Source organism: Nocardiopsis endophytica, from assembly GCF_027706725.1.
Lineage (GTDB): Bacteria > Actinomycetota > Actinomycetes > Streptosporangiales > Streptosporangiaceae > Nocardiopsis_A > Nocardiopsis_A endophytica.
In genome coordinates, this window is record NZ_JAQFWQ010000149.1 from 1 (window position 1) to 14,975 (window position 14,975).

15 protein-coding genes are annotated in these 14,975 nt (G+C 71.4%); 12 read left to right on the forward strand and 3 right to left on the reverse strand.

What is annotated here, in order from left to right:
• Positions 1-1,168: 1,168 nt before the first annotated feature.
• The gene (locus tag O4J56_RS29695; RefSeq protein ID WP_408639193.1) at positions 1,169-1,978 is read right to left on the reverse strand and encodes a Fic family protein; all 810 of its coding nucleotides are present in this window, start codon (positions 1,976-1,978) and stop codon (positions 1,169-1,171) included.
• 184 nt (positions 1,979-2,162) lie between these two features.
• Between O4J56_RS29695 and acs the strand changes: the two genes are divergently transcribed.
• The 4 genes from acs to O4J56_RS29715 all read left to right on the forward strand — a co-directional run bounded on the left by acs (position 2,163) and on the right by O4J56_RS29715 (position 6,247).
• Complete coding sequence (acs, locus tag O4J56_RS29700; protein WP_270690388.1) at positions 2,163-4,136, forward strand: acetate--CoA ligase; 1,974 nt, start codon at positions 2,163-2,165, stop codon at positions 4,134-4,136.
• Positions 4,137-4,279: 143 nt separating this feature from the next.
• A complete protein-coding gene (locus tag O4J56_RS29705; protein ID WP_270690389.1) occupies positions 4,280-4,717 on the forward strand; it encodes a phage holin family protein in 438 nt (145 codons plus the stop codon).
• 27 nt (positions 4,718-4,744) lie between these two features.
• Positions 4,745-5,680, forward strand: coding sequence for an alpha/beta fold hydrolase (locus tag O4J56_RS29710; protein ID WP_270690391.1), 936 nt, complete (start codon positions 4,745-4,747; stop codon positions 5,678-5,680).
• 66 nt (positions 5,681-5,746) lie between these two features.
• A complete protein-coding gene (locus O4J56_RS29715) occupies positions 5,747-6,247 on the forward strand; it encodes a DUF309 domain-containing protein (protein WP_270690392.1) in 501 nt (166 codons plus the stop codon).
• A 48-nt stretch (positions 6,248-6,295) separates the two neighbouring features.
• Here the strand turns inward: O4J56_RS29715 and O4J56_RS29720 are convergent, their stop codons facing one another.
• Positions 6,296-6,490 carry a DUF397 domain-containing protein gene (locus tag O4J56_RS29720; RefSeq protein WP_270690393.1) on the reverse strand — a complete coding sequence of 65 codons (195 nt, stop codon included), beginning with the start codon at positions 6,488-6,490 and terminating at the stop codon, positions 6,296-6,298.
• The gene (locus O4J56_RS29725) at positions 6,487-7,338 is read right to left on the reverse strand and encodes a helix-turn-helix domain-containing protein (protein ID WP_270690394.1); all 852 of its coding nucleotides are present in this window, start codon (positions 7,336-7,338) and stop codon (positions 6,487-6,489) included. Before O4J56_RS29725 ends, O4J56_RS29720 begins: the two co-directional genes overlap by 4 nt.
• A 218-nt stretch (positions 7,339-7,556) precedes the next feature.
• Here O4J56_RS29725 and O4J56_RS29730 point away from each other — a divergent pair, with 218 nt between their 5' ends.
• The 8 genes from O4J56_RS29730 to O4J56_RS29765 all read left to right on the forward strand — a co-directional run bounded on the left by O4J56_RS29730 (position 7,557) and on the right by O4J56_RS29765 (position 14,758).
• Positions 7,557-8,036 (forward strand): hypothetical protein, encoded by a 480-nt coding sequence (locus O4J56_RS29730; RefSeq protein WP_270690395.1) that lies wholly within the window; start codon positions 7,557-7,559, stop codon positions 8,034-8,036.
• Positions 8,033-8,269, forward strand: coding sequence for a hypothetical protein (locus O4J56_RS29735; RefSeq protein WP_270690396.1), 237 nt, complete (start codon positions 8,033-8,035; stop codon positions 8,267-8,269). Before O4J56_RS29730 ends, O4J56_RS29735 begins: the two co-directional genes overlap by 4 nt.
• Positions 8,270-8,807: 538 nt before the next feature.
• A complete protein-coding gene (locus O4J56_RS29740; protein ID WP_408639194.1) occupies positions 8,808-11,201 on the forward strand; it encodes a sodium-translocating pyrophosphatase in 2,394 nt (797 codons plus the stop codon).
• Between the two features lie 228 nt (positions 11,202-11,429).
• The gene (locus O4J56_RS29745; RefSeq protein WP_270690400.1) at positions 11,430-11,870 is read left to right on the forward strand and encodes an ArsR/SmtB family transcription factor; all 441 of its coding nucleotides are present in this window, start codon (positions 11,430-11,432) and stop codon (positions 11,868-11,870) included.
• Positions 11,867-12,382: an SRPBCC family protein gene (locus tag O4J56_RS29750; protein WP_270690402.1), complete on the forward strand. Its 516-nt coding sequence runs from the start codon at positions 11,867-11,869 to the stop codon at positions 12,380-12,382. Before O4J56_RS29745 ends, O4J56_RS29750 begins: the two co-directional genes overlap by 4 nt.
• 247 nt (positions 12,383-12,629) lie before the next feature.
• Positions 12,630-13,232: an SMI1/KNR4 family protein gene (locus tag O4J56_RS29755; RefSeq protein WP_270690403.1), complete on the forward strand. Its 603-nt coding sequence runs from the start codon at positions 12,630-12,632 to the stop codon at positions 13,230-13,232.
• A 208-nt stretch (positions 13,233-13,440) separates the two neighbouring features.
• The gene (locus O4J56_RS29760; protein ID WP_270690405.1) at positions 13,441-13,929 is read left to right on the forward strand and encodes a glutathione peroxidase; all 489 of its coding nucleotides are present in this window, start codon (positions 13,441-13,443) and stop codon (positions 13,927-13,929) included.
• 346 nt (positions 13,930-14,275) lie between these two features.
• The gene (locus O4J56_RS29765; RefSeq protein ID WP_270690406.1) at positions 14,276-14,758 is read left to right on the forward strand and encodes a SixA phosphatase family protein; all 483 of its coding nucleotides are present in this window, start codon (positions 14,276-14,278) and stop codon (positions 14,756-14,758) included.
• Positions 14,759-14,975: the final 217 nt, after the last annotated feature.

Here is a 14,975-nt window from a genome sequence, read left to right on the forward strand (position 1 = left end):
TGGACGCTAAAACCGGCCCGGTAGGGGCGTTTTTCCCGAGATCAACGAGGAGGGGAACCGGGGGTGCGGGTGCTGCGAACACGGGCGGGCACGCACCTCCGCCACCGCGTCCCGGACCGCGAGGGGCCCGCCGCCCGGCTGGCAGCGCCCGGGAACCGCCGGGCTCTTGCCGTCGCTGCCAGTCACGGCGACCGCCCGCACGCGTCGTTCCCGACAGCGCTGCCGCAGGTGCCGCCGCGCTTCCTCGTCGCCGCCATCTCGCTCACACTCAGGCGGCCCGGCGCTCGGCCGGGGCCCTTGAGCGGGGTACCTGCTCAGCCGCCCGCCCGGACCGCGAGGAACCCGCCGGACGGCAAGCAGGGCCGGGGAACCGCCCCGCTCACTCCGTCGCCGCCGTCGACGGTGACTACTCGCACGCCTGCGGTCGACGGCGCTGCGCCAAGGGGCGAGGCCCTCTGTCGTCGCCGCCCTCAACGTTGCGCTCTGTCGGCCTGCCGCTCGGCCGGAGTCCGTGAGTGGGGGACCTGTCGGCCCGCCCGCTGGGGCGGGGCCCGGAAAAGGTGACGGCCCCCGCCGGGGGGATAGCGGGGGCCGTCTCTCGGTCCGGCTCCGGGGGGGTAGAGCCGGCTCCGTTCCTGGAGAGGTTCAAATGCGTACGCCTCGGGCACCGTTCGGGTCCGGGGAGAGTCGAGTGGTACCGGACCGGCGGGCACGGGGCACCGCCGGGCCGCGCGTGCCGGGACGGGGAGGGGGAGGTCCGCGGTCGCTGCGCGCGCGTACGAGGTAACAGATCTGATACGCAACGTTACCACGCACGCGCCGGGCGGAACCGCCCTCACCCCTTTTCAAAACGCCTGATCAGGCGTACAACAGAAGCAGGAGGTGGGCAGTGGCCCACCGGGCGCGGCGCCCGGGTACCCACGCGTCACCAAGCCGCGAGAGGCCCGTCCGTACCTGGATCCGTCCAGGTCGGAGCGTAAACAGCACGCCTGATAGCCCGAGGTGGCTCGCCCGCGGCGGCGTCTCGGCCGCTCCTCCGCGGAGGAGGCCGGGGCGCCGTTCGCACGCGCGGCGGTTGTGACCGAAACGAGACGTCGCCGCCCGTCCCGGGTGCGGTTCAGCCCTGCTTCAGCGCTTCGCAGTCGTCGCCGCCCGTCCCGGGCCCGGGTCAGCCCCGCTTCAGTGCCTCGCAGGTCGCCAGGGAGTCCCGTGCGCCGTCGGCGACCGCGGCGCAGCAGTGCAGCACCCACGCGCGCACGCCCTCCGGCGTCCCCGTGAGGTAGCCCCGCAGCCCCTCGGCGTAGCCCTCGCGCCGCTGCTCGTGCCCCAGCTCCGGCGCCGCCAGCGACTTGGGGTCCAGCCCGCGCTCGATCAGCACCAGCCGCTCGGCCGCGCGCGCCACCAGGCCGTCGCCCCACCCGAAGGGCCGCAGCGCCATCAGCTCGCCGTGCACGACCGCCGACACCACCAGCGCGGGCGCCGACGAGCGCCGCTCCAGCAGCGCACCGAGCGCCTCCAGCCGCGCCTCGACCTCGACCGGCGACGGCGGGGCGCCCAGCCCCATCGGGTCCTGCGCCGTCTCCCCGACCGCCCGCGGCCGACCGAGCCGGTCGGCGACGTCCCCCGCGAAGGCGTCGGCGGCGGCGAGCGTGTGCAGCCGCGCCAGCACCTGCCGCGGTGCCTTCGGCCACGTCTCGACCAACTGACCCAGCTCGCCGGAGACCCGCAGCGCCCCCTTCACGCGGGCGTCCTCGACCTCACCGGCGCGCACCTGCTCCAGGGACACGTCCGCCCCGTCGAGCACGGCCGAGGCGTGCGCCCCGCGCAGGGCCGACTCCAGGGACACATCCGCGCTGCGCCGCCGCAGCACCCGGTGGCCCAACAGCTTGTCCACCACGGTGCGCGCCTCGTCGACCGCCTCGCCGACGCCGCTGAGTTCCGCGATCCGCGCCAGCGGATCGGTCGTTGCCGCATTCACGCGGACCACACTACGCCGAACGCTACGCGCGGGTAATCGACCGCTCGCCGTTCCCCCGCGACCGCTCGCCGTTTTCGCACCTGCGCTCCCTTGTCCTGGCCGCACCCGCTTGATGGAGTGGTCCGCGCCACGTGATTCAGTACATAGGGCAAGCAGGCCTACGACACGCGAAGGAGCTGTAACGGTGGCTGAGACTCCCCAGGGGCAAGAGACCCTGTCCAACCTGCTTCACGAGTCACGTCGGTTCCCGCCGCCGGAGGACCTCGCCGCCGCGGCCAACGTGAAGGCCGACGCCTACGCCGAGGCGGACGACGACCGCCTCGCCTTCTGGGCGAAGCAGGCCGAGCGCCTGAAGTGGGAGCAGCCCTGGGACCGCGTCCTGGACTGGGACCCCCCGTTCGCCAAGTGGTTCACGGGCGGCACCATCAACGCCGCCGTGAACTGCCTCGACCGCCACGTCGACGCCGGCCGCGGCGACAAGGTCGCCTACCACTGGGAGGGCGAGCCCGGCGACACGCGCACCATCACCTACGCCGAGCTCAAGGACATGGTGTGCCAGGCCTCCAACGCCCTGCTGGAGCTGGGCGTGGAGAAGGGCGACCGGGTCGCCGTCTACATGCCGATGATCCCCGAGACCGTGGTGGCGATGCTGGCCTGCGCCCGCATCGGCGCGGTGCACATGGTCGTCTTCGGCGGCTTCTCGGTGGACGCCCTGGGCACCCGCCTCGACGACAGCGCGGCCAAGGTCGTCGTCACCGCCGACGGCGGCTACCGCCGCGGCAAGCCCAGCTCGCTCAAGCCCGCGGTGGACGAGGCCGTCAAGGACCGCCCGGCGGTCGAGCACGTGCTGGTGGTGCGCCGCACCGGCCAGGACGTCGACTGGACCGACGGCCGCGACGTGTGGTGGCACGACATCGTCGACCGCCAGTCCACCGAGCACACCGCCGAGGGCCACGACGCCGAGCACCCGCTGTACATCATGTACACCAGCGGCACCACGGCCAAGCCCAAGGGCATCCTGCACACCACCGGCGGCTACCTGACCCAGGTGTCCTACACCCACTGGGCGGTGTTCGACCTCAAGCCCGAGTCCGACGTCTTCTGGACCGCCGCCGACATCGGCTGGGTCACCGGCCACTCCTACATCGTCTACGGCCCGCTCTCCAACGGCGCCACCTCGGTCATGTACGAGGGCACCCCGGACACCCCGCACAAGGGCCGCTTCTGGGAGATCGTGGAGAAGTACGGGGTGACCATCGCCTACATGGCCCCCACCGCCATCCGCACCTTCATGAAGTGGGGCGAGGACATCCCCGCGGGCTTCGACCTGTCGAGCCTGCGCGTCCTGGGGTCGGTGGGCGAGCCCATCAACCCCGAGGCCTACACCTGGTACCGCAAGAACATCGGCGGCGACCGCACCCCGGTGGTCGACACCTGGTGGCAGACCGAGACCGGCGCGATCATGGTCAGCCCGCTGCCCGGCGTCCACTCGGGCAAGCCCGGCGCCGCCATGCGCCCGCTGCCGGGCATCGCCGCCGACGTCGTCGACGAGAAGGGCGAGTCGGTGCCCCCGGGCGGCGGCGGTTTCATCGTGGTGCGAGAGCCCTGGCCGTCGATGCTCCGCGGCATCTGGGGCGACCCGGAGCGCTACAAGGACACCTACTGGTCGCGCTTCGAGGGCCTGTACTTCCCGGGCGACGGCGCCAAGCGCGACGAGGACGGCGACATCTGGCTGCTGGGCCGCGTGGACGACGTCATGCTCGTCTCCGGGCACAACATCTCCACCACCGAGGTGGAGTCGGCCCTGGTGGCCCACCCCAAGGTCGCCGAGTCCGCGGTGGTCGGCGCCACCGACCCGACCACGGGGCAGGCCATCGTCGCCTTCGTGATCCTGCGCGGCGAGGCCGGCGACGGCGGCGAGGACCTGGTCAAGGAGCTGCGCGAGCACGTGGCCGCGTCCCTGGGCCCGATCGCCAAGCCGCGCCAGATCATGGTCGTGCCCGAGCTGCCCAAGACCCGCTCCGGCAAGATCATGCGCCGCCTGCTGCGCGACGTGGCCGAGAACCGGGAGCTGGGCGACGTGTCGACGCTGACCGACGCCGGTGCCATGGACAAGATCCGCACCGCCTTCGGGGCGGGCTCCGGCGACGACGACTAGGCGGCCGGCTCCGGCCCACCGCCCTTCGGCGCGCCCGCGGCAACGTCCGCGGGCGCGCCGAACCGCGCGCCGGGGGCGACGCCCCACATGGCAAATGTGCAAGGATGCGGGGAGCGTTCGACGGAAGGAAGGGAGACACCGCGATGCCCGAGAACCCGTCGAGTGGCCAGGGGGCCGAGGAGTTCGACGCCGCCGACCGGTCGCTCGGGGAGCTCGTCTCCGAGGCGAGCGGGAACATCTCCAAGCTCGTCCGCCTCGAACTGGAGCTGGCCAAGCTCGAACTGGCGCGGGACGCCAAGCAGGTCGGCAAGGGCTCGGCGATGTTCGTCGTCGCCGCCGTGCTGCTGCACCTGTTCCTGATCCTGTTCTCGGTGACGGCGGGCCTGTTCCTCTACGACGTCGCGGGGCTGTCCGCGTGGATCTCCTTCCTGATCGTCACGCTGTTCTACCTGCTGGTCGCGGCGATCCTGATCGGTATCGGCGTGCTGCACCTGCGCAAGATCAAGGGCCTGGAGCGGTTCGGCACCACCATGGCCACCACCGTGTCGGTGCTCCGCCGCGAGCACACGGCCGAGCGCTGACCCGCGCCCGCGCGGACGCAGGCGCCCATGGCCCACGACGCGCCCATCCCTGACGACAGCGCGGCCCTGGTCGAGGGGCCCTGGAAGCACCGGACCGTCAGCGCGGCCGGCACCCGGTTCCACGTGGCCGAGGCGGGCGACGGGCCGCTGGTGCTGCTGCTGCACGGCTTCCCCTGGTTCTGGTGGTCCTGGCACGCCCAGATCGGCGCGCTCGCCGATGCCGGGTACCGCGCCGTCGCCGTGGACCTGCGCGGCTTCGGCGCCAGCGACAAGCCCCCGCGCGGATACGACCTGGTGACCGCCGCCTCGGACGCGGCCGGACTGGTGCGCGCGCTGGGCGAGCCGAACGCCGCGGTCGCCGGACACGGCACCGGCGGCCTGGTCGCCTGGACGATGGCGGCCTACTACCCGTGGTCGGTGCGGCGCCTCGCGGCGGTCTCGGCCCCGCACCCTCTGATGCTCCGCAACGGGCTGCTGGGGCGGCCCGAGCAGACGTGGGCGGGGCGCCGCCTCTTCGGCAACCAGGTGCCCATGGTCCCCGAGCGCGCGCTGGTGGCCGACGGCGCCGCGCGCGTGGGGGAGATGCTCCGCGACTGGTCCGCCGCGCCCGGCTGGCCCGACCGGGAGACCGAGCGGCGGTGCCGGGAGGCCTTCCGGATCCCGGGGGTGGCGCACTGCTCCTTGGAGTACCAGCGCTGGCTGTTCCGATCCCAGGTGCGCCCCGACGGCTACCGGTACCGGCGCCGGATGCGCCGCCCCGCCGGGGTGCCGACCCTTCAGCTGCACGGTGACCGCGACCCGTTCCTGCTGCCGTCGACCGCGCGCGGGTCGGGGCGGTACGTCGACGCGCCGTACCGCTGGAGGACGGTGGAGGGCGCGGGACACTTTCCGCACCAGGAGCGGCCTGAGGCGGTCAACGACGCGCTTCTGGGGTGGCTTCGGGACACCGAGCCCGACGCCTGAGGGCGGGCACGGCACAATCGGGGGAGAGGCGGACGAGCGCGGGACGCACTGAGGAGGGGCGACGCCATGGCGGGAAGCGCGCGCAGCGCGGGCAGGGCCGACAGGGACCGCAATCCCGAGGGGCGCGCCCAGAACCAGCGCCCGAGGGACCGGTACGGCCGCCCGCTTCCTTATGGCTCCCCGGGGGTTCCCCGGGTGCCCGACGACGCCGTGTTCGCACCGGAGGAGGGGCTGGACGAGGCCCAGGCGCTCTTGGATGACGGGTACGCCTTCCACGCGCACGAGGTGCTGGAGGCGGTGTGGAAGGGCGTCGAGGGGCCGGAGCGCGAGCTGTGGCGGGGGCTGGCGCAGATCGCGGTGGGACTGACGCATGCGCAGCGGGGGAACCGGGTCGGCGCGGCGCGACTGCTCCGGCGCGGGGCGGAGCGGGTCGAGGAGTTCGGCCCTGAGGCGCCGTCGGGCGTCGACGCTCTGGGGGCGGCGGCCCACGCCCGTTCAGTGGCGGACGCCGTCGAGGCGGGGGAGAGCGGCGAGATCGACACGTCCCGCCTGCGCCTGCGCCGTTGAGGGGTGAGGCCCCCGACGAACGCCGGGGGCCGGGTCGGTCGGCGGAGCTCAGAGGCGGTCGCGCTTGACCTCGTTGAGGAAGGCGCGCCACTCGGCGGCGCTGAAGAGTAGATGCCCGCGCTCGGGGTGCTGCGAGTCGCGAACAGCCGAGCCCCCCGAGAGATCGGCGACTTCGACGCAGTTGTCGCGATCAGAGTAACTGGACTTCCGGAACGCGAGCGTGAAGTCTGATGGGTTGTTCATCGGTGGTCCTTGAGCATGTCTTTCATGATCTGAAGTGACGCGTCAGGATAGCGCGCCGATGTCCTGACGTGGTCGAACAGGCGTCGGTACCTGTCTATCTCCTCCGAGTCCTCCAGGTACAGGCCATCGGTGTCGGTCTCCGTGTAGACGATGGGGTTCACCCCTTCGACGAAGTCAAGGAGGACGAAGCTCCCCTTAAGCCCAGCGTGCATGCCGCTACTGAACGGGAGAACCTGAATCGTCACGGTGTTGTCGTCCTCGGCGAGGTCGATCAGGTGCTGAACCTGCTCGCGGAACACTGGTACGTCGCTCTCGAAGCGCCGCAGTGCACCTTCGTCGATCACCGCCCAGTACTCAGGTGCGTCGACCGCAGCGAGGATGGCCTGTCGTTGCTTGCGGGTCTCGATGACTCGGTCGATGTCCAGCGGGTTCCTGCGCAGGATCGCGCGCTGAAGGAGCTCGACATATCCCGGTGTCTGAAGTAGTCCAGGGATCATCGCCAGCTCGTACGTGTGGATGACCCGAGCCTCTGACTCGAAGGCGGGGTACTCGCTGACGAAGATGTCGGAGTACTTCGACCACCAGCCCTTCTCCCGAGCCTGTCGGGTCAGTGAGAGCAGGGCCTCTCGCTTGGATTCGTCAGTGACACCGTAGACATCGAGCAGGCCCTTGATCTCCATGACCGTAGGTCGGAGACGGACGCCGGTCTCGATGTTGCTGATCTTGCCCACTGACCACTCGGTCGCTTCGGCCACATCATCGATCGTCATACCGGCCTGGATCCGAGCCTTCTTGACCTCGGCGGACAGGCGCCGTCGCCGGATCGATTGCCGCTTCTGATCGGCCATGGCCCCTCCCTCGCTCGGATCACTATCAGGGACCTTACGAGCACGGCGTGAGCTTCGCGAACCGGTCATACGTGAACACCTACATCCTGAAGATCGTGGGATGAAGCTACAAAGAGTGATGCAGCTTCATATGAAATCTTGAAAGTCTGAAGATTCAGAGTCAAGATGAGGTCCTGGCTCGCGCCGGACCGCATCCGGCCTGATCAGAGGACACCCTCATGCCCGCACGTCTCTTCGCGTCACTCTCCGCGCTGGCCACGACCGTCTTCGTGGCCCCGATCCGGGCCCTGCGCCCGTCCCGGCCCTCCCAGGAGGCCCGCCTGAAGGCGGCCATCGCCCGCTCCGAGGCCGCCGCCGCGGCGCGGGCCCAGCGCCCCTCGCCCGACGCCTTCGTCCACCGCCCCCGCCACGCGCGCCCCTACACGACGCCCGTCTCCATCCCCGACTACGCCCGCTTCTGCCAGGCCGACGTCCGCCACCGCGCCCTGTGGCGCCTGACCTACGAACCCGACGCCCGCGCCCCCTACCAGGCCCACCACCGCACCCGGAAGAACATCACCCTGGCCGCCAGCGACGTCGACGCCCTCGACTTCGCCCTGACCGAGTTCACCCCGCCCGGCTACGCCCGCAGCTACCTGCGCGACCGCGAACACCCCGCGCGCCCCGCACGTCCCGCGCCCGACGGAGGCACCCGATGACCGGCACCCGGTCCGACCCCGGCCCCGAGCCCCACCGCACGCTCTCCAAGCTCACCCCGGACCAGATCCGCATCGAGGAGAACGGCGACAAGATCACCCTCACGCTCTCCCCGGACACCGACATCGTGCTCGACCGCACAGCGCCCGACCGGGACCTCCAGCACGACTACGTGCACCACCTGGCCTGCGCGGCCCGCATCGCCCGCACCCTCATGCGCCGCGCCGGTTCATGATCCGAGGCCGGCCTTCCAGACCCCACCACCCGCCACGGCGGGGCCCTCCCGTCCCGGGAGGGCCCCGCCGTTCCGTTTCCCCTGAGCGGGGGTGTGGCCCCTGTGGCCTGTGGGGCGCATGCCGTCTATCGGCCCTGACGAGTATTTCCTCCACATTTCTGGCGACGAATCCGCAATTACCCACAATAGTGCGCAGTGTCGACCAAAGAAGGAAATACCCAACCCCCGAGATCACCGAGTGATCACATATCCGGGCCCAATGCAACAAGGGCCGGTCCGGCCCTCACTTTTCGCTGCCCCGGTGCGTAGAATCCCCGAACATCGTGCCCGCCGGCGCCGGCGGCACCGATGCTCGATGACCGATAACCGAAGAATACGTGCAGTACGTGGTGGTGGCACCCACATGACCCTGCTCTGCGCGCCGTGCACGCCGTGCGCTGCGCCTGCGGGGCCGGTACGTGCCCGTCTCTAGGAGGACGGATTGTCTGGGCTCAGCAGCCTCGCCGTGGACAGCGGCCCGGCGCTCGCCCTGGACGGCATGAATTTCACGCTCGTCGTCGTGGTCCTGGTGGTGGCGCTCCTCGCGCTCGCCGTCGCCGGGGCCCTCGTGCGTGAGGTTCTCAACGCCGGACAGGGAACCGAGCGGATGCAGAACATCGCGCTCGCGGTGCAAGAGGGCGCGGCGGCGTATCTCAAACGCCAGTTCCGCACCCTCGTCGTTTTCATCGTCGTCATTCCCCTGCTCCTTCTCCTCCTGCCCGCCGACAGCGAGGCGGTCAGGTACGGGCGCTCGGTGTTCTTCGCGATAGGCGCGGTCTTCTCCGCACTGACCGGCTTCATCGGGATGTGGCTCGCGGTCCGCGGGAACGTGCGCGTGGCCGCCGCCGCCCGGGAGGGCGGCCAGGCCGGAGAGCACCGGGCGATGCGCATCGCCTTCCGGACCGGCGGCGTCGCGGGCATGTTCACCGTCGGCCTGGGGCTGCTCGGCGCGGCGATCGTCGTGCTCGCCTACCGCGGCGACGCGCCCATCGTCCTGGAGGGCTTCGGCTTCGGTGCCGCGCTGCTCGCCATGTTCATGCGTGTCGGCGGCGGCATCTTCACCAAGGCGGCCGACGTCGGAGCCGACCTCGTCGGCAAGGTCGAACAGGGCATCCCCGAGGACGACCCCCGCAACGCCGCCACCATCGCCGACAACGTGGGCGACAACGTCGGCGACTGCGCGGGCATGGCCGCCGACCTCTTCGAGTCCTACGCCGTGGTCCTGGTGGCCTCGCTCATCCTGGGCCGCGTCGCCTTCGGCGTGGAAGGACTGGTCTTCCCGCTGCTGGTGCCGATGATCGGCGTCATCACCGCGATGATCGGCATCTTCGTCACGGCCCCCCGCACGCGGGACAAGAACGCGATGTCGGCCATCAACCGCGGGTTCTTCATCTCGGCGGTGATCTCGGCCGTGCTGGTCGCCATCACCTCCTACACCTACCTGCCCTCCAGCTTCGCCGAGCTGCAGGGCGTGGACGAGGCCACCGCCGCCCTCGACGGCGACCCGCGGCTGATCGCGTTCGGCTCGGTCCTGGTCGGCCTCCTGCTGGCGGCGGCCATCCAGCTCCTCACCGGCTACTTCACCGAGACCACCATGCGGCCGGTCAGGGAGATCGGGGAGAGCTCGGAGACCGGTGCCGCGACGGTCATCCTGTCCGGCATCTCGGTCGGCCTGGAGTCGGCGGTCTACTCGGCCCTGCTCATCGCCGGTGCCGTGTACGCGGCCTTCCTCATCGGCGGCGTCTCGGTCACCGTCAGCCTCTTCGCCGTCGCCCTGGCCGGGACCGGGCTGCTCACCACGGTCGGCGTCATCGTCGCCATGGACACCTTCGGCCCGGTCTCCGACAACGCCCAGGGCATCGCCGAGATGTCCGGCGACGTCGAGGGCCGCGGCGCCGACGCCCTCACCAGCCTCGACGCGGTGGGCAACACCACCAAGGCGATCACCAAGGGCATCGCGATCGCCACCGCGGTGCTCGCCGCCACCGCACTGTTCGGGGCGTTCCGCACCTCGGTGGAAGGGGCGCTCGGGGACGCGGCCGACACCTTCAGCCTCTCCATCGACCAGCCCAACGTGCTCGTCGGCGTCATCATCGGCGCCTCGGTGGTGTTCCTCTTCTCCGGCCTGGCCGTGATGGCGGTCGGCCGCGCCGCCGGGCGGGTCGTCATGGAGGTCCGCGAGCAGTTCCGCAGCCGCCCGGGGATCATGGACGGCACCGAGAAGCCCGAGTACGCGCGGGTGGTCGACATCTGCACCCGCGACTCGCTGCGCGAGCTGGTCACCCCCGGGCTGCTGGCGGTGCTCACGCCGATCGCGGTCGGCTTCGCCCTCGGGTACGCCTCGCTGGGCGCCTTCCTCGGCGGCGCGATCGCGGCCGGCGCGCTCATGGCGGTGTTCCTCGCCAACTCCGGCGGCGCCTGGGACAACGCCAAGAAGCTGGTCGAGGACGGCCACCACGGCGGCAAGGGCTCGGAGGCGCACGAGGCCACCGTCATCGGCGACACGGTCGGCGACCCGTTCAAGGACACCGCCGGCCCGGCGATCAACCCGCTGCTGAAGGTGATGAACCTGGTGGCGCTGATCATCGCGCCGAGCGTGGTGCTCTACGCCGACAACGTGGCGCTGCGCGTGGGCGCGACCGTGGTGGCCGTGGGCGTGATCGCCGGGGCGATCGTGTGGTCCAAGCGCCGCGGGAGCACCGAGGCCCCGGCGCAGCAGATCCCCGCCGCCCGGGAGGAGACGCCGGTCTCCGACGAGCCGGGCTCTGAGCGCGGGGTCGAGGCCGCCCCCAAGGGCGACGCGGAGGACACGTCCGAAGCGCGCGACGAAGGCGACGACGGCGAGGGTGACGGCGACAAGGAGCCGGTCACCGGCGGGACCGCCAAGGACTGATCCCGCGGGCCCCAAGGCCTGCCGAACCCTGGGCCGAGGCCGCCCGGACCCCCGTCCGGGCGGCCTCGGCCTTCGCACTGTCCGGAGTTCGGGGCGGCCCGTGCTTGACAGGTAGGAAATTTCCTACCTATTGTGCGTGCATGGACATCACACACACTGGGCCTACCCCGGTCCCCGGCTCCGGCCGGGAGCGGGGCGCGCCCTTCCGACCACGGGAGGGGGACGTCGATGCCGCGTACTGAACGCGCGGGCGGGACCGACCAGGTCTTCTCCGCGCTCGCCAGCCCGGTGCGCCGGGAAGTGCTGCGGATGCTGCGCGACGAGGGCGACCAGTCGGTGCGGAGCATGGCCGAGCACTTCGCCATGGCCCGCCCCAGCTTCTCCGAGCACCTGCGGGCGCTCCGCGAGGCCGGACTGGTCAGCGAGCGGCGCGAAGGGCGGCAGCGGCTCTACAGCCTGGAGGCGGTTCCACTGGCCGAAGTCCAGGACTGGCTGCACCCGTTCGAGCGGTTCTGGCGCGACCGCCTGTCCGCCCTCGGGGACGTCCTCGACGAGATGGACGACGCGGAGGACGCGGGCGGCGCGGACGGACCGGGTGACACGGGCCCACAGGACGCCACGGACCAGAGAGACGAGCACGAAGCACACGAAGGAGAGGAGCGGCCATGACGGAGAACACGGGGGACGTCACGGAAGGCGCCCATGGGCCGGACGGCCAGGTGGGCCTGGAGGACACGGGGGGCGAGGGCCTGACCGAGATCCGGGTCGACCGGTTCTTCCCGCACCCGCCCGCGAAGGTGTGGCGGGCGCTGACCGAGCCGGAGCTCATCGGGCGCTGGCTGATGCCCGGCGACTTCCGCCTGGAGGTCGGACACGTCTACACGTTGCAGGGGCGCGCCATGCCGGGCACCGGGTTCTCCGGCACCGTGCGGGCACAGGTCCTGGACTTCGAGCCGGAGAAGATGATCCGGGTCGGCTGGAAGGACGCGGAAGGCGGGAACGCCGCCGACTGGACGATCACCTGGACCCTCGAACCCGAGGGGAAGGGGACCCGGCTCTTCCTCCACCACGAGGGGTTCGACCCGGACGACCCCATGCAGCGCCGTGCGCACTCGATCATGAGCGGCGGCTGGCGGTCGAACGTCATGGAGTCCCTGGGGGAGGTCCTCGACACGCTCTAAGGAGACGAGGCGAGCAGGAGACACGACGCGGGACGAGACTCCGCGCGCGGGCCGAGCGCCAGTGATACGGGGGCCGCTCGGCCGGACGGCGCGGAGGTGATTCCGTGGGCTCTCCTGAATCGACACGGGAGGCCGCCCGGACCCCTGTCCGGGCGGCCTCCGCCGTATCCGTTCCAGGGCGGAGGCGTTCTCCGGCGGCATCGTTCCGGGGTACCGGCGGGCTCCGGTGTCTGCTTTGATCGCCGGCATGACGAACGGTGCCGCCTTCCCCCAGTCCTCGGTGCCCGCCTCCTGGGCCCGGATCGACACCTGGCTGCGTCGGCACGCCCCGACCGACTTCGCACTGCTCAGACCCCCGGCTGACCCCGAGGCGGTGGAGGCCGCGCAATCCGAGATGGGGGTGCGGTTCCCACCCGATCTGCTGGCTTCGCTCGCCTGCCACGACGGCAAGGAGGAAGGGATTCAGGGGTGGTCGCCCGTTCTCCCGAAGCCGCCGCTGCCGGTCGCGGGGATCGCCGCGCATTGGCGGATGTGCGTGGACGAATACGACCCGGCAGAGGAGGAGGACCTGCTGGAGGACGGCGAGGAGCCCTGGTGGCACCCTTCATGGATCCCCTGGGCGGCACTCGGTGGGGACTCCCAGGTGATCGACATGAGGCCGGGGCCGGACCAGGGACGGCTGGGCAGCGCCGTCCATGACGACCGTGGCGGCTTCGAGCGCGCATGGCCCTCCCTGGGCGCTTACCTCGAAGAGGTCGCGGACGCCTTGGAGAACGGCGGGCTGGTCGACGGGATGCTGTCTCCGCGCGTCGACTCCGAAGGACGGCTGCGCTGGGAACGCGCGCTATAGACGGCGGACTACGCAGGAGGGCCGAAGGTGAGCCGTTTGACCTCCCGGAGGACGGGAGCGGTCTCTATGGACCGGACCCCGTGCCGCGTGCCTCTTCGTCACCCATGACCCGCGCCCCGAACACGGGGACTGAACAGCGGGACCGAACGGTCGGTTCGCATACGCTCGCACCACGACCCCCGGCACACCACCTCGTCCAAGGAGCGACATGTCCGTCCTCGATGTCAAGATCGATGCCCTTACCGGCGGCCCCGCCGACCTGTCCGGGTACCGCGACAAGGCCGTACTGGTCGTCAACGTGGCCTCCAAGTGCGGCCTCACTCCTCAGTACACGGCACTGGAGGAGCTCCAGGGGCGCTACGCCTCGCGCGGGTTCACCGTCCTGGGGGTGCCCTGCAACCAGTTCATGGGCCAGGAGCCCGGTAGTGCGGAGGAGATCGCGGAGTTCTGCTCTGCGACCTATGGCGTCACCTTCCCCATGACGGAGAAGGTCGACGTGAACGGGGACGACCGGCACCCGCTCTACGCCGGGCTCGTCGGCACCGCCGACGCGGAGGGCTACAGCGGGGACATCCGCTGGAACTTCGAGAAGTTCCTCGTGGCCCCGGACGGCACGGTCGCCGCGCGCTTCGCGCCGCAGGTCGCGCCCGACAGCGACGAGGTGACCGCCGCGATCGAGGCAGTCCTCCCCGGATGACGCGGCACCGACGCGCCGATCGCCGCCGCCGGCGGGCGTGACGCCGGAAGAGTGAGGAGAGGGGCGTCCCTGCCGTGCGGGCGGGGGCGCCCCTCTTCCCTGGCCACCCGAACGGAGCCACAGGGTGGGGGGAGACGAATGTCGGTACAACGCTTCATAGGCTGTGGGAAGACGCCCCGGACGCAGGGGACCGTCCGGCGCCATCCCGCCGGTGCAGGTCCGATCGGCGGGGGCGGGCCGAAGCAGAGGAGGGGCACGTGACCGGGATGAAGGGCCTGGCCGCGGTGGTGGGCATCATGCTCGCCTTCATGGCGGTGATGGCGGTCGTGGCCACGGTGGCGGCGCCATGACGGGCACGCTGGTGATCGTCCGCCATGCGCAGGCGCAGCACGGGATCGGCGAGGACCACGCGCGGCAGCTGACCGTCAAGGGGCGCCGACAGGCCCAGGAGGTGGGGACGCTCCTCGCCGACGCGGGGATCCTGCCCGACCAGGTCATCTGTTCGACGTCGACCCGCACGAGGGAGACGTTGGAGCTGGCCCTGGAGCAGATGCCGGGGCGGCCGCAGATCGACTTCGAGGAGGCGGCGTACGGGGCGAGCGGCCGGGAGCTCTACGAGCTGGTGAACCTGGTCCCCAAGGACGTGGGCACCGTGATGCTGGTGGGGCACAACCCGGCGGTGGCGCAGATGGCCTCGGAGTTCATCGACCTGGGTCCCCACGGTGGGTTCCTGCAGTTCCCGCCCGCGAGCGTCGCGGTGGTGCGGATGGAGGTCGAGTGGCTCTACGCCGCACCGGGGACGGGGACGGGCCGGCTCCTCACCGAATAGAGGGGGCGCGGAGGGCGGAGCGCGGGAGCCGCCGGAGGCGGGATCGCCTGCGCAGCAGGGGCTCTCGGCCGCGCCAGGACCGGTTCAGCAGGCCGTTTGCCTTCCGGTGGATCGGTCCCTATAGTGGATCGGGTCGCCTTGAGCCGGGTCGAAGACCCTGGCCTCGGGCGGCGGTCTTTCTCGGTCGAAGCGAACACCGGTCGCAGCATCGGTGGGC